The 14200-nt window shown below is 69.8% G+C and carries 10 protein-coding genes and 1 pseudogene; 6 read left to right on the forward strand and 5 right to left on the reverse strand.

Annotated elements, in window-relative coordinates:
- Positions 1 to 9 precede the first annotated feature (9 nt).
- From B0W88_RS02180 to B0W88_RS32790, 3 genes are all read left to right on the forward strand, one after another.
- The gene (locus B0W88_RS02180; RefSeq protein ID WP_083748511.1) at positions 10 to 2988 is read left to right on the forward strand and encodes an MHYT domain-containing protein; all 2979 of its coding nucleotides are present in this window, start codon (positions 10 to 12) and stop codon (positions 2986 to 2988) included.
- Complete coding sequence (locus tag B0W88_RS02185; RefSeq protein ID WP_077033010.1) at positions 2985 to 3977, forward strand: HD-GYP domain-containing protein; 993 nt, start codon at positions 2985 to 2987, stop codon at positions 3975 to 3977. Before B0W88_RS02180 ends, B0W88_RS02185 begins: the two co-directional genes overlap by 4 nt.
- Before the next feature lie 117 nt (positions 3978 to 4094).
- Positions 4095 to 4373, forward strand: coding sequence for a hypothetical protein (locus B0W88_RS32790; RefSeq protein ID WP_144006546.1), 279 nt, complete (start codon positions 4095 to 4097; stop codon positions 4371 to 4373).
- Positions 4374 to 4386: 13 nt separating this feature from the next.
- Here the strand turns inward: B0W88_RS32790 and B0W88_RS02190 are convergent, their stop codons facing one another.
- Genes B0W88_RS02190 through B0W88_RS02210 form a run of 5 tightly spaced genes read right to left on the reverse strand, consistent with a single transcriptional unit; the run spans position 4387 to position 11983 of the window.
- On the reverse strand, positions 4387 to 5739 hold the full coding sequence (locus B0W88_RS02190; protein ID WP_077033011.1) for an MATE family efflux transporter: 1353 nt from the start codon (positions 5737 to 5739) through the stop codon (positions 4387 to 4389).
- Between the two features lie 4 nt (positions 5740 to 5743).
- Positions 5744 to 8944 carry a glycoside hydrolase family 15 protein gene (locus B0W88_RS02195; RefSeq protein ID WP_077033012.1) on the reverse strand — a complete coding sequence of 1067 codons (3201 nt, stop codon included), beginning with the start codon at positions 8942 to 8944 and terminating at the stop codon, positions 5744 to 5746.
- 47 nt (positions 8945 to 8991) lie between these two features.
- A complete protein-coding gene (locus B0W88_RS02200) occupies positions 8992 to 10161 on the reverse strand; it encodes an MFS transporter (RefSeq protein ID WP_233151597.1) in 1170 nt (389 codons plus the stop codon).
- A complete protein-coding gene (locus B0W88_RS02205; protein WP_077033013.1) occupies positions 10158 to 11198 on the reverse strand; it encodes a Gfo/Idh/MocA family protein in 1041 nt (346 codons plus the stop codon). Before B0W88_RS02205 ends, B0W88_RS02200 begins: the two co-directional genes overlap by 4 nt.
- Entirely contained in the window at positions 11195 to 11983 is a 789-nt protein-coding gene (locus B0W88_RS02210; RefSeq protein WP_077033018.1) for a ThuA domain-containing protein, read from the reverse strand. Before B0W88_RS02210 ends, B0W88_RS02205 begins: the two co-directional genes overlap by 4 nt.
- 65 nt (positions 11984 to 12048) lie before the next feature.
- On the opposite strand from B0W88_RS02210, the gene B0W88_RS02215 reads away from it, so the two are divergent.
- The 3 genes and pseudogenes from B0W88_RS02215 to B0W88_RS35280 all read left to right on the forward strand — a co-directional run.
- A complete protein-coding gene (locus B0W88_RS02215; protein WP_198937745.1) occupies positions 12049 to 12996 on the forward strand; it encodes an AraC family transcriptional regulator in 948 nt (315 codons plus the stop codon).
- A gap of 857 nt (positions 12997 to 13853) precedes the next feature.
- Positions 13854 to 14039 (forward strand): annotated as a pseudogene (locus tag B0W88_RS35275) (catalase); the annotation flags it as partial.
- A partial coding sequence (locus tag B0W88_RS35280) for a catalase (protein ID WP_369973837.1) occupies positions 14039 to 14200 on the forward strand: 162 nt, incomplete at its 3' end. The pseudogene B0W88_RS35275 and the gene B0W88_RS35280, both read left to right, overlap by 1 nt.

The following is a 14200-nucleotide window of genomic DNA, read 5'->3' on the forward strand; positions in this document are numbered from 1 at the left end:
CCCCTCGCCGTGTCTTTCCTGACCCAATATTTCCTCTTCCGTGACGGCAGCCCGACCGCGCTGCTGATCGCCCAGTACCAGCCCTGGTTGGTCGCGCTCTCGGTCCTCGTGGCCACGATGACCTCCGCGCTGGCGCTGCAGCTGGCCGGCATGGCGCGCTCGATCGACGTGATCCGGCTGCGCCAGGTCACGCTGTTCAGTGGCGCCCTCGCAATGGGCGGCGGCGTGTGGGCCATGCACTTCATCGGCATGCTGGCCTTCAACCTGTGCACCCACGTCGACTTCAGCACCGGCATCACCGTGGCCTCGATGCTGCCCGCCGTGCTGGCCTCCTGGGTGGCGCTGAACCTGATCTCGCGCGGCACGCTGGGCCGGCCGCTGTGGGTGCTGGGCGGCGTGCTGGTGGGCGCCGGCATCGGCGCGATGCACTACACCGGCATGGCGGCGATGGAGCTGACGGCGCAGCTGCGCTACGACCCCTGGTGGTTCGCCGCCTCGATCGTCGTGGCGGTGCTGCTGGCGATGCTGGCGCTGTGGGTGCGCTTCGGGCTCGAGCATCGGGTGTCGCGGCTGACGGCGGTGCTGCTGGGCGGCCTGGTGATGGGCTGCGCGATCGCCGGCATGCATTACACGGCGATGGGCGCGGCCCGCTTCGTCGGCGCGCCGGACGAACTCTGCATCGACCGGGTCGACCGCAACGGCTACATGGCCCTGGCGATCACGATGGTGACGCTGACCATCAGCCTGCTGACCGCCGGCGCCAACGGCCTGCTGCGCTATCGCACGCTGAACCGCGAGCTCGGCAAGGAGAAGGAACGCATCCAGAACCTGATGCTGGCGCTGGGCGAGCGCGAGGAGCAGTACCGCAGCCTGATCGCCAACAGCCCCGGCGTGACCTTCCGCTGCCGCATCGACGAGAAGTGGAGCATGGTGCTGGTCAGCGAGGCGATGCAGACGCTGTCCGGCTGGCCGGCGGAGGACTTCCTGTCCGGCGTCATCCACTGCGGGGACCTGGTCCACCTGGACGACCGCGATCGCGTCAATGGCGCCATCCACGCGGCCGTCGCCGCCAACGAGTCCTACTCGATCGAATACCGGCTGCTGCGCCGCGACGGCGGCGAGCGCTGGGTCTCCGAGACCGGCCGCGGCGCGCGCGATGCGCAGGGCGTGGCCCGCTTCATCGACGGCGTGATCGTCGACATCAGCGAGGCCAAGCGCCTGCAGCAGCAGCTGACGGCCGCCAAGGAAAGCGCCGAGGCGGCAGTGGCCGCCAAGGGCGCCTTCCTGGCGAACATGAGCCACGAGATCCGCACGCCGATGAATGCCATCCTCGGCTTCACCGAGCTGCTGCTGGACACCACGCTCTCCGAGCTGCAGCGCAAGCACCTGAGCACCGTGCGCGGCTCTGCCCGCTCGCTGCTGGGCCTGCTCAACGACATCCTGGACACCGCCAAGCTGGAGAAGGGTGCGATCGAGCTGGAGCGGCTCGACTTCTCGCTGCACGCGGTCTGCGAGCAGACCTTCAACTCGCTGCGCCTGGGCGCCCAGCGCAAGGGGCTGGCCCTGCAGCTGGACTATCCGGACAGCGAGCCCCGCTTCTTCAAGGGCGACCCGCTGCGCATCCAGCAGGTGCTGGTCAACATGGTCGGCAATGCGATCAAGTTCACCGAGACCGGCGCGGTCACGCTGTCCGTCCACATGGACGAGGAGCAGGTCCACCTGCGCGTGATCGACACCGGCATCGGCATCGCCGCCGACCGGCTGGACCGCATCTTCGACGCCTTCGCTCAGGCCGACGCGTCCACCACCCGCCGCTTCGGCGGCACGGGCCTCGGCACGACGATCTCGCGCCAGCTGGTCGAGCGCATGGGCGGGCGCATCACGGTCGAGAGCGAACTCGGCGTGGGCAGCACCTTCCACATCTGGCTGCCGCTGCCGGCCGGCGAGGCGGTGGCCATCGCCGAGGAAGGCGAGCTGATGGTGCTGCCGCCGCTGCGCATCCTCGTCGCCGACGACGTGGCGCAGAACGGCGAGCTGCTGCAACTGATGCTGGGCCGCGACGGACACCAGGTGCGCCTGGCTGCCAATGGCATCGAGGCGCTGCAGGTGTTCTGCGGGGAAGACTTCGACGTCGTGCTGATGGACGTGCACATGCCCGAGCTGGACGGCCTGGGCGCCACGCGGCGCATCCGCCAGTTCGAGCTGAGCCACACCCGCATGCGCACGCCGGTGATCGCGCTGACCGCCAGCGTGCTGGAGGAAGACCGCCAGGCCGCGCTGGCCGCCGGCATGGACGGCTTTGCCACCAAGCCGATCGAGGCGGCGCTGCTGCGCGCCGAGATCGCCCGCGTGCTGGGGCTGGCGACGAACAACAGCGCTCCCGCGCCGTCCCGCGCCCGCGGCGACGACGGGGAGCACCACAACACCGCGCTGGACTTCGCCCACGGCATCCGCCTGTGGGGCAACGCCAGCGCCTGGCGCCGCGCGCTGCGGCGCTTTGCCGAGGAGCAGGCCCAGGGCGGCCCGCGCCTGCTGGCCCTGCTGCGCAGCGGCGAATGGCTGGATGCGCGCTCGCTGGTGCATCGCTGGCGCGGCGTGGCCGGCAGCCTGGCCCTGCCGCGCCTGCTGGAGGCCAGCAAGCCGGTCGAGGACCTGCTGCGCCAGGGCCGCCATGACGAGGCGCTGCGCGCCGGCGAAGCCCTGGCCGCCGCGCTGGGCGAGGTGCTGGAGGAGATCACCGAACTGTCCCGCGCCGCCGCGACGGCGCCGGCGCCGCTGATGTCGGATCTTCCGGCCGGCGACACGGCGGTGCCGCCGGCCCTGCTGGAGCGGATCGACAGGGCGCTGAGCCGCGGCGAACTGGATGATTCGGCCCTGGCCGAGCTGGTCCAGCGCATCGGCAATGCACGCTGCGCACCGATGGTCGATGCGCTCGACCAGTTCGACTTCGATGCAGCCCGCCAGGCGCTGCAGGCCCTGAAACAATGAGCGCCGACAAGCGCCCCACGCTGCTGCTCGTCGACGACGAGCCCGCCAACCTGCAGGTGCTGCGCCAGGTGCTGCAGGAGGACTACCGGCTGCTCTACGCCCGCGACGGCCACAAGGCGCTGGAACTGGCCAGGACCGAAGCACCGCAGCTGATCCTGCTGGACGTGATGATGCCGGGCCTGTCGGGCCTGGACGTCTGCCGCACGCTGAAGGCCCAGGCGGCGACGGCGGCCATCCCGGTCATCTTCGTCACCGCGCTGGCCGACGTGCAGGACGAGACCCAGGGCTTCGAGGCCGGCGCGGTCGACTACATCGGCAAGCCGATCAGCCCGGCCATCGTGCGGGCCCGCGTGCGCACCCACCTGCAGCTGGTGCGGGTCGAGTCGCTGCGCCAGACGCGGCTGGAGATCGTGCTGTGCCTGGGCCGCGCCGCCGAGTACAAGGACAACGAGACCGGCTGGCATGTGCTGCGCATGAGCCACTACTCGCGCATCCTGGCCCTGGCCGCCGGTTTCGGCGAGGCCGAGGCCGAAGACCTGATGCATGCGGCGCCGATGCACGACGTCGGCAAGATCGGCATCCCCGACGCGGTGCTGCAGAAGCCCGGCAAGCTCGACGAGCGCGAGTGGGACATCATGCGCCGCCACCCGCTGATCGGCGCCGAGATCCTGGGCGCCCACCAGAGCGGCCTGCTGGCCATGGCGCGCAGCATCGCCGTGGCCCACCACGAGAAGTGGGACGGCAGCGGCTACCCCAACGGCCTGGCCGGCGAGGACATCCCGATCGAGGCCCGCATCGTCGCCATTGCCGACGTGTTCGACGCGCTCACGAGCGTGCGCCCCTACAAGGGCGCGTGGAGCGTCGAGGATGCGTGCGAACAGCTACGCAGCCAAGCCGGCAAGCATTTCGACCCGCGGCTGGTGGAGCTGTTCCTGGAGAGGATGCCGGAGATCATCGAGGTGCGAGGAAGGTTCCTCGAAGCAGATTGAAGTTGACCCCTCGCCCAGTCCTGCGGCGCTGAACGCGCTGGCGCAGTCGGTCCCCGAGGGGACGCCGATGCTTGCGGCGGCCCGGCGCTCGGCCCGGAATGCCAGGCGGCTCCGGCCATGATTTGGTTGCTCGACGCCAGCGCCAATGGCAAGCGGAAGCCTCCCCAGCAGTTCGAGTTCGTCATGCCCAAGCTCAAGACCCCGCTGAGCAGCTCCGCGCGCGACAACGGCATCCCGGCACCGGGGCCGCAGGACCTTCCTCCATCCGCCAAGCCGCGCCGTCAGCTTCGAGACTTGGTGTTTGCCGGCGCAGGTTCACCTCTTGTAGCGGCCGCCAACCACGGCTACTTTGCTGCTGCCCGTCGACGCATCCTCAAGGCTGCAGATCCCAAGTAGACAGGCCAACGAGTCAACTCGCGCTACTGCCGCGTATCCGCCGCTGCGTACTCCGCGCCTGCGCCAGCCACCCCCGCTTCAACCAGCGCCACAGGATCAGCATGCCCCGGATCCATTCATCGCTGGCATAGACCAGCCAGATGCCCGGCAGGCCCCACCAGCGGCCCATCCAGAACGAGCCCAGGCCCAGCACCAGCAGCAGCGAGGCGATGCAGGAGAGGGCGGGGAAGATCGCGTCGCCGGTGGCGCGCAGCGCGCCGTTGAGCACCAGGTTGAAGACGCGGCCGGTCTCCAGCAGCACCGACAGCCACAGCAGCAGCTGGGCCGCGTGGATGATGGCCGGGTCCTTGGTGAAGGCGCGCAGCAGCCAGGGCGCGGCCAGCGCGCAGGCCAGGGCCAGGCTGCCGGAGGCGAGCACGCCGTTGCGCACGCTCTTGCGGACCAGCCGGTCGGCCTCCTTCAGCCGGCCGGCGCCGATCATGCGGCCCACCATGATCTCGGTGGCCCAGCCGATCGAGTTGCTGGTCAGCAGCACGTACTTGAGGATCTGCAGCGTGTAGGCGTGGGTGGCCAGCGCCTCCACGCCCAGCCGCGCGGTGCTGGCCAGCGAGACCATGAACATCGAGCGGTAGACCACCTCCACCACCGCGCCGGGCCCGCCGATGCGCAGCACCGGCAGCACCAGCCGCCAGTGCACCACGACCCAGTCGCGCCGCACCGGCTTCAGCGCCATCAGGCGCTTCCAAAGCGCCAGGTGCAGCACCAGGCCGATCGCCCGGCTGATGACCATCGCCACCGCATAACCGTTCAGGCCCCAGCCGTCCCAGGGCCCGATGCCGCGCATCAGCACGAAGGCCAGCGCCAGGTGGGTGGCGTGCATCACCACCATCACCCGCAGCGACTCGCGCGCATGCAGATGGGCACGCAGGATCGCGGCCATGCTGAGGTTGTAGGCGTCCAGCAGCATGGCCGGCGCCAGCATCATCAGGAAGGGGCCGGCGAGCTGCTGCACCTCGGCCGGCGCGTTCAAGGCATCGAGCGCGGCGTCATCCCCCAGCAGCAGGGCCGAGACGACCACCAGCCCGGCCCAGGTGCTCGCACCCAGCGCGCCGAGCGCGGTCCGGCGCGCGCCGTCCACCTGCCCGCCGCCCAGCGCCTGCGTGATCACCACGCCCAGGCCGATCGCCAGCACGCGGAACACGACGTACATCGTCTCCTGCATCTGCGCCACCATGCCGAAGGCGCCGCCGGCGGCATCGGACTCGTGCGAGGCCAGCCAGAGGCCGGCCAGCGCGACGGTCATCGTCAGCAGGAATTCGCCGAGGATGGGCCCGGCGATCGGGTTCAGGCGGACGCGCGGGTTCATGGTGTCACTGAGGCACTTCCAAAAGGTACAGCACCGCCGCCATCACCAGGTTCGCCACCCGGTGCGGCGGGCTCGCGTAGAACGCCGCCCAGGCCTGCGGGACCTGCTCTGTGTAGGGCTGGCTGTGGTCCGAGGACTGCTCCCAGCCGATGCGCACCGCGTGGCCGATCAGCACGTCCAGCACCAGCGCGCCGTCGATCTTCAGCTCGGGGTTGGCGTTGACGATCGCCTGCAGCGCGGCCAGCGCCTCGATGTTCAGCTGCCGGTATTCGGGGGCATGGATCTTCGACAGGCGCTCGTCCACCTGCAGCGCGAAGCCGTGCTCGCCGCGGGTGTTGTCGGCCAGGGCCAGCGCGCTGTCCACGCGGTTGGCGCCGTCGAGCTGGTCGCCGATCACCAGGCCCGCGCAGTGGGACAGCAGGTCGCTGATGCGCTCGTGGAAATCCTCCGGCACGCGGCCCATCACGCCGGCCATCTCGCGCCAGCCGAGCCAGCCGCCCTGGTCGGCATCCAGCTGCGGGTCGAGATGCGAAGGGAAATCGACACGGGCGATCGCGCCGGTGCTGTCCACCGTGTGCAGCGTCTGCAGCCGCATCATGTTGGAGTTCATCTCCTGCTCGCGCCGCATCACCTCCTGCAGCCGGCCGAGGATCGCGTGCGGGCTCAGGTCGTGCAGCATGTCGAAGGCGCGCGAGGGGTTCAGCTCGTGCTCGCGCGCCAGCCAGCCCGACAGCAGCCGCAGCGACTGCCAGGGCCGCAGCGTCAGCGTGCCGTCGAACAGGCCCGGCTCGGCCTTGATCAGCATGCCCATCAGCAGCACGGTCTCCTCGATCAGCACGCGGCCACGCGGGTCGTCGCCGCCGAACTGGCGGATGCGCTCAAGTAACTCGTTATTTGCCAGCGGCCGGGTGACGACGGCAGCGGCGCTGTAGGCGCGGCCCAGCGCCACCCGCTTGCCGTGGGCCACCAGCTCGGCCACCGCGTCTTCCAGTCCCAGGTCGTGCAGGTCCAGCAGGCCGGCGGCGCGGCGGATCACGCCCCAGCGGCCCTCGCGGCTGGCGCGGGCATGGATGGCGCGGGCCAGCTGCTGCATCGCCACCTGCAGCTCGTGGTCCTGCGTCAGCTCGGCCCGGCGCATCAGCATCGCGACGATCTCGATCTGCTCGTAGGGGTTGCGGCTGCGCTCGGCCTGGCGGCGGATCGCCTCGGTGTCGGGGTTGGCGTGCAGGGTGCTCGCCAGCGCGGCGGCGCGCTCGGCCCACAGCGGGCGGGTGGCGGCCTCCTCCCATTCGGGCGGGTGCTCGATCGCCGGCGTGGGGTCATTGCACGGAAGCGGCGGCCAGTCGTCGTGGCCGTCGAGCCGGCTGGCGCTGATCTGCGGCATCAGCTGCTGCAGCGGGCCAGCCTGCACGCCGGGGTCGGCCGCCAGCTTCGCGAGACGCGCCAGCAGCGCGTCGCTGCCGGGCGCGTCCAGCATGCGGGCGGTGAGGAGCAGCGCGAACACCGGCTGGCCCACCCCCTGCCACTGGCGGCGCAGCGTGGCGATCTCGCTGGCCACCTCGTCGGCCAGCAGGCGGTTGTCCAGCGCGAAATAGGCATTGCGCCGCCAGAACAAGGGAGACAGCACCAGCGAGGGCCCGGCATCGCCGGCGCGCCAGTACAGCCGCGCGGTGGCGATGCTGCCGAGGCGGTGCAGCGGCCGGCCGGTCAGGCCTAGTGCGTCGCAGCGGCCCAGGCCATGCAGCAGGCTGGCCAGCTGCTGGGCCTCGCGCACGCGCACGGCGCCCAGCTGCTCGGGCGTCTGCGCGGCCACGCCGTGGGCGGCCATGCGCGAGCGGGTCAGTTCGTCCGCGGCCAGCAGCACCAGCTGCACGCGGGTCTGGCGCGGGAAGCTGAAGCGCCGGCCCAGCGGGTCCAGGTCGCCCGGGGTCAGCAGGCCTTCCTGCAGCAGCGCGCCGACGATGTACAGGCTCTGCGCCCACACCAGCGGCACGTTGTCGTTGGGCAGGCGCGTCTGGCTGCCTGGCGCGGCGCGCTCGGCTTCCACCGCTTCGCGGGGCACGTAGTAGAGCTCGGGCAGCAGGCGCTGGCCGTCCCGTTCCACCATGAGGTTCTCGAGCTTGTCGCGCCACCGGGCGGCCTCGGCGGTGTCGCCGCGCATCGCGGCGTCGACCAGCAGGTAGCAGAAGAACAGCGGCCACTCGGACTCGATGTCGGCGAACTGGGTCAGCTCGCCCGGCTCGTAGTGCAGCCGCGCATGGTCCTCGACCATGGTCTGGTGGCCGTCGCGCAGGAAGCGCTTGCAGCCGTAGTGGCCGCCGAGCTTGGCGAGGATGTCGGCGCGGGTGCGTTCGGCGAGCTTGGCGTCGTCCACCGCATAGGCCGGGAAGCCGATGACCGAGAGCAGCGCCGCGTCGGTCTCCTTCGATTCCGACTCGCGCGGCAGCAGCGCGGCCAGCGCCTCGCGGGCGCGCGCCACGTCGTCGCCGACGACGAGCACCGGCTGCGCCTGCCCGGTGGAATCGGCCAGGGGATCGAAGCCGTCGATCGCCTCCAGCGCCGCCTTGGCCATGCCCAGCGAGCTGGCGTTCAGCTCGGCCACGCCCTCGTTGCGCTTGTGGCCGCGCTCCCAGATGCCGTAGTCCGGCGTGCGCCAGGCCTTGGCCAGGTAGTGCACCAGGTTCTGCACGAAGGCCTGCTCGCTGGCCGTCTCGACGATGGTGAGGCCCGAGGCGCTCATCTGCGCCACCATCAGCAGGAAGACGGCGGTGGCGTCCAGCTGCAGGTGGCCCCATTCGTTGTCGCCGACCACCACCTCGCCACGGCGCGTGTCGTACTTGGCGTGCAGCGCGTCCAGCGGGTTCTGCGTGTGCTTGAAGCGCTCGACCTTGTGGGCCTGGCGCATCATGGCTGCCAGCAGGCCGCGCATCAGCTTCTCGACCGCGTTCTCCAGCGGCTGCGCCCGCTCGCGCCCACCCTCTGCGCCCGCGCGCCGCCAGGCCAGGGCCAGCGCCCAGACGGCCTGGATGCTGTAGACGTTGTCGCGCACCCAGGCGTGGGTGTAGTCGCCGTGGACGGTGATCGCGGTGCTGGCCGGCAGCAGGCCGGTGTGCGGGTCCTGGCGGGCCAGGATGATGTCGCGGACCTGGGCTTCGAACGCCGCCAGGCGGGCGACGTCGGCATGGAGGGGAAAAGGGGCGAGCATGGCTGACTCTAGCGTCTGGCGCGCACGGGGCGCCATGTCGCCATCCCTCAGCAAGAAGCGCGCCTCGCTCCCAATGCCAATGCCCCTGCGGCCACCACCACCAGGCCCAGCGCCGCCGTCAGCGAGGCATGGTGGGCCACGAAGCCGATCAGCGGCGGGCCGATCAGGAAGCCCGAGTAGCCGATCGACGAGACCGAGGCGATGGCCGCCGCCCGGCTGACGCCCGGCACCCGCGTCGCCGCGTTGAACAGGATGGGCACGCACAGCGCCAGGCCCACGCCCACGCAGGCATAGCCCGCCAGCGCCACCCAGGGCTGGCCGATCAGCAGCACGGCCGCCATGGCCACCGCCGCCAGCAGCGCGCCATTGCGCAGCAGCAGGTGTTCGGGATGGCGGGCGCGCAGCGCGTCGCCGCCGAAGCGGGCCGCGGCCATGGCCGCCGAGAAGACCGCGAAGCCCAGGCCCGCGGCGTCCTGCGGCATGGCCAGTTCCTGCTTCAGGTACAGAACGCTCCAGTCGTACATCACGCCCTCGGCGGTCATGCCACTGAAGATCAAGAGGCCGATCACCAGCAGCGTGCCGCGCGGCCAGGCGAAATGGGCCTCGGGTTCGTCACTGGATGCCGGCGGATGCGCGTCGAGCATGCTGCGCGCGGCGTTCCAGACGATGGCGACGACGGCCAGCGCCGTGCCGGCCAGCTGCCACTCCGGCGCGATGTCCGCGCGCAGCATCGCGGCCGCCAGCGCCGCGCCGGCCATGCCGCCGAGGCTGAAGGAACCGTGCAGGCTGCCCATGACGGCCTTGCCGCTGGCTGCTTCCAGCGCCGTGCCGTCGGCATTGATCGCCACGTCGAACAGGCTCATTGCCGCGCCGAAGACGATGCCGGCCGGCAGCACCCAGGCCAGGCCCGGCCAGTGCAGGATGGCCGCGAGCAGCAGGCCCATGATGGCGGAGGCGAGCATCGTCGCCCGCCGCGCGCCGAGCTGGCCGATCACCCGGCCGGCGAAGAACAGCGACAGCACCGCCCCGCAGGCGATCGACAGCAGCACCATCGACAGGCCGCTCTCGCTCAGCTCGAACTGCTGCTTCACCGAGGGGATGTGCACGCCCCAGACGCCGCCGAAGACACCCAGGGCGGCGAACTGCGTGCGGCTGGCCCAGCGGGCGCGGGAGAGCGTGTGCGGCGCCGGGCCGGCGCTCATCGTCGTGGTGCTCATACCTTCACCGGCGCGCCGCTGCGCGCGCTCTCGTAGATCGCATCGAGGATCTCCATCACGAGCAGGCCCTGCTCGCCCGGCGCCGGATGCGGCTTGCCATTCAGGATCGCGTCCGCATAGTCGAACATCGCCGAGGGCGCCTTGGCGGCCGGCGGGTTCAGGTGCATGTCGAACTGCGCGCCGTGCTGCTCGGTGAAGATGTGGGCGTCGAAGACGTAGCCCTCGTCGAGGTTCTTCTGCAGCAGGCCGGCCTTGGTGCCGAGCAGGCGAGTCTCCATCAGCTCGGCCTCCTGGATGTTGGCGGCCCAGGAGGCTTCCAGCGCCAGCGTGGCGCCGTTGTCGAAGCGGATGAAGGCGGCGGCCAGGTCTTCGACGTCGTAGGTCTTGCCGGCCTTGTCGGCGGCGGCGCGGGCGATCGGGTCGTAGGTGGCGCCCATCACCCAGGTCGGCTTCGGGTAGCCCATCAGCCATAACGCCAGATCCAGGCGGTGCACGCCCAGGTCGATCAGCGGCCCGCCGCCGGACAGCGCCTTGGTGCCGAACCAGCCGCCGAAGCCCGGCATGCCGCGCCGGCGGTGCCAGACGCTGCGGCCGAAGTAGAAGTCGCCGAACACGCCGGCATCCACCTGCGCCTTCAGCGCGCGCGACTGGGCGGAGAAGCGGTAGGAGAAATTGATCATCAGGCGCTTGCCGGCCTTCCCGGCGGCGGCCAGCATCTCGCGGCCTTCGGCGGCGGACATCGCCATCGGCTTCTCGCACAGCACATGGCAGCCGGCCTCCAGCGCGGCCAGCGTCTGCTCGCGGTGGAACTTGTTGGGCGTGACGATGCTCACCGCGTCGAGCCTGTGGGCGGCCAGCATCGCCTCGAGGCTGGCGTAGCGGCCCTCGATGCCGTACTTGTCGCCGATCTCGGCCAGGCGCTTCGGGTCCGGGTCGACGATGGCGAGCAGGTCGACCTGCGGATGCTCCTTCCAGCCTTCGATATGGGCGCGGCCCATGCCGAGGCCGACGACGCCGACCTTGAGGCGGGCCGTCATTGGACGTCCTTCACGCTCTGCACGATGCCGACCTTGGCGAAGTTCAGCTCCTTTTTCCCGAGCTTCTCCAGCGGCTGTGCGTTGGGGCAGCTGTCCACGATCTGCACCCGCGGCGCGGCCCAGCGCACCGCGTTGTTCAGCACCCGCTGCACGTTCGCGTCGTAGTAGGTCGGGTAGGCCTCGTGGCCGGGGCGGAAGTAGAAGATGCGCCCATGGCCACGCTCCCAGGTGCAGCCCGAGCGGAACACCTCGCCGCCCTCGAACCAGGAGATGAAGACGGTGCTCTCCGGCTTGGGGATGTCGAAGCGCTCGCCATACATCTCTTCATACGGCAGCTCGAAGTATTCGCCCAGGCCGGCGGCGATCGGGTGCGAGGGCTCGACCACCCAGACCCGTTCCTTCTCGTCCGCCTCGCGCCACTTCAGCGAGCAGTTCGTGCCCATCATGCGGCGGAAGATCTTCGAGAAGTGGCCCGAGTGCAGCACGATCAGGCCCATGCCTTCGAGCACCCGCTTCTGCACCCGCTCGACGATCTCGTCGCTGACCTGCTCGTGCGCCTTGTGGCCCCACCAGACGAGCACGTCGCAGCCTGCGAGGCGTTCCTCGCTCAGGCCGTGCTCGGGCTGGTCCAGCGTGGCGGTGCCGACGTCCAGCTCGGCGTCGCCGACGCGCAGCGCCTGGGCGATCACCTGGTGCATGCCGTCCGGATAGATCGCGGCGATGGCGGGGCTTTGGCGTTCGTGCTGGAATTCGTTCCAGACGATGACAGAAATCTTTGAGTTCATGGGCAGCAGCATAGGATGCTGCGCATGGGCGATGAAGCGAAGCCAATGTCAGAAAGACGGTAACGATGGCAAAAATCCGGGATCTCCGTGAACACACCGAAGAGGCCGACACCCGGCCCTGTTCCGTGCAGCCCGAGGCGGAGCGGCCAGGCGACGCGGCGCACCTGCGCGAAGGTCTGGCGGGCTTCCTGGCGGCCGCTGCCGATGGCTCGTTGCGGCTGCACCTGCCGCAGACCCTGAGCGCGCCGGTGGCGCGCGGCGAAGGGCATTTCCATCTCTCGCCGGAGCTGTTCCTGCAGCTCGAAGGCTGGACCGACTTCACTTTCCCCGGCCAGCAGTTGCGGCTGAAGGCCGGCGAGGCCCTGGTCGTGCCGCCGCAGCTGCGCCATGACGAATGGGTCGGCGCGAAGCGCGGCGAGGCCTTCGCCAACATCGTCGCCTTTGCCGAAGGGCCCCGGGTCAGTTGCCACCTGGCGCGCGAGATCGAGCCCGGCCGCCCGGGCGTGGCCCACCTGCAGGCCGGCGACCACCCGAAGGCCGCGCGCATCCACGACCTGCTGTTCGATGCCTGCTCGGCCGGCGGTGCCGGCACGCCCTGGGCGCCGGCGCAGGGCCGGGCGCTGGTGGCCGCCGCGGTGGCCGGCCTGCTGGACGTGCTGGCCGCGCCGCCCGACGACGCCCCGGCCGAGCCGGCGCTGGTGACCCGGCTGCGCGTGCTGATCCAGAACCAGCTGGGCGACCAGGCCCTGAGCGTGGCCCGCCTGGCCGAGCAGTCCGGCTGCAGCCCGGACCACCTCTCCCAGGTCTTCCGCCAGAGCAGTGGCGAGAACCTGCTGGCCTGCATCAACCGCCTGCGCATCGAGCGGGCGGCGCGGCTGCTGCGCGAGACCTCGCTGGCCGGCAAGGAGGTGGCCTGGGCCTGCGGCTTCTCCGCGCACAACTACTTCATTCGCGTGTTCCGCCAGCACCATGGCGTGACGCCGCAGCAGTGGCGCGAAGTGGCGGCTGGCTGAGTTATCCAGCGGGGCTGTGGACAAGCGGGTGGGCAAGCTGCTGACGGCCCCCGCAAGCCCATGATTCGACAGGGAAAAGCGTCCCTGCCGCGAATTGCGGCAGCGTCGCCGGAACTATCCCCGCCTGCTGTGGGCAAGTCCGTGAAGAAGCTTTATAAAGCTTGCGCAAGTCAATGATTCAATTGTTATTTATCTACCATGCCTCCAAATGTGGCAGGCCGCGCGCACGGGATATTTCTTGCTTCGAGGCTCGCTCTCCATCCACAGCACTTGTGCACAAGCCCTTGGGAAAGCTGGAGAAAACGTTCACAAGCTCATGATTAAAAAGGTGAAATCACGACTTCCGGCGGATGCGGCACCCGCTGCTTTTCAACAGCTTGCGAGCATCGATCTATCCCCGCCGGCTGTGGAAATCTCCGTGAAGAAGCTTTCAAAAGATTCTACAAATCATTGATTTTAAAACTGATTCTCTGCATTGCCTAAATATGCAGCAGGCGCTTGAAGCCGGGTATATCCACCCCTGATGTGGACAAGTCCGTGGAGCAGCTTTCAAAAACACGCACAAGCTTTTGATTGATAAAGTGATTTTCTGGATTGCCTACAAATGAGGCAGGCATATCGTTCGGTATTTGTCCCTGCGATCTGTGGACAAGTTCGTGCGCAAGCGCCCCACAAGCGTCGCAAGTGGCTGTTTCTGCAGGGCATTCCCTGCATTGCCACGAAATGCAGCAGCTTCTCCTACGGCGCCTTGGCGAGCCTTCCGACACCCGCCGTGGCGGCGCCGCCCGAGGATGGCGGCTCCGCCCGGCAGCAAGCAAGGAGTACCGCACGATGGCCCGCAAGCCGGCTTCTTCCACCGACTCACCCACTTCGACCATGAGCACATCCCCGAGCGCATCGTCCATGGACGCGGCACGGCGGCCCATGGCTTCTTCGCGCCGACTGACCCGCTCGCCGAAGTCGCCACCGCGAGGCTCCTCACCGAGCCCGGCGTGCGCACGCCGGTGTTCGGGAGGGCAACTGGGATCGGGTCGGCAACAACGTGCTGGCCGGCGCCGACCCGGACTTCCAGCGCCGCGACCTGTTCCAGGCGATAACGGCCGGCAATTTCCCCGAATGGGAGCTGGCCATCGATTTCTCGAACGACCCTTGCTGCAGGCGGCTGGCGCGGCGCCGGACGAGGGTGTCGTCGATGCCGCTGATC

Origin of the sequence: Pelomonas sp. KK5, assembly GCF_001984095.1 — a bacterium.
GTDB lineage: Bacteria > Pseudomonadota > Gammaproteobacteria > Burkholderiales > Burkholderiaceae_C > KK5.

Bases quoted from the DNA above. Each gene is read 5' to 3' on its own strand.
- B0W88_RS02185 (WP_077033010.1), top strand. From the start codon at position 2,985: ATGAGCGCCGACAAGCGCCCCACGCTGCTGCTCGTCGACGACGAGCCC.
- B0W88_RS32790 (WP_144006546.1), top strand. From the start codon at position 4,095: ATGATTTGGTTGCTCGACGCCAGCGCCAATGGCAAGCGGAAGCCTCCC.
- B0W88_RS02190 (WP_077033011.1), bottom strand. From the start codon at position 5,739: ATGAACCCGCGCGTCCGCCTGAACCCGATCGCCGGGCCCATCCTCGGC.
- B0W88_RS02195 (WP_077033012.1), bottom strand. From the start codon at position 8,944: ATGCTCGCCCCTTTTCCCCTCCATGCCGACGTCGCCCGCCTGGCGGCG.
- B0W88_RS02200 (WP_233151597.1), bottom strand. From the start codon at position 10,161: ATGAGCACCACGACGATGAGCGCCGGCCCGGCGCCGCACACGCTCTCC.
- B0W88_RS02205 (WP_077033013.1), bottom strand. From the start codon at position 11,198: ATGACGGCCCGCCTCAAGGTCGGCGTCGTCGGCCTCGGCATGGGCCGC.
- B0W88_RS02210 (WP_077033018.1), bottom strand. From the start codon at position 11,983: ATGAACTCAAAGATTTCTGTCATCGTCTGGAACGAATTCCAGCACGAA.
- B0W88_RS02215 (WP_198937745.1), top strand. From the start codon at position 12,049: ATGGCAAAAATCCGGGATCTCCGTGAACACACCGAAGAGGCCGACACC.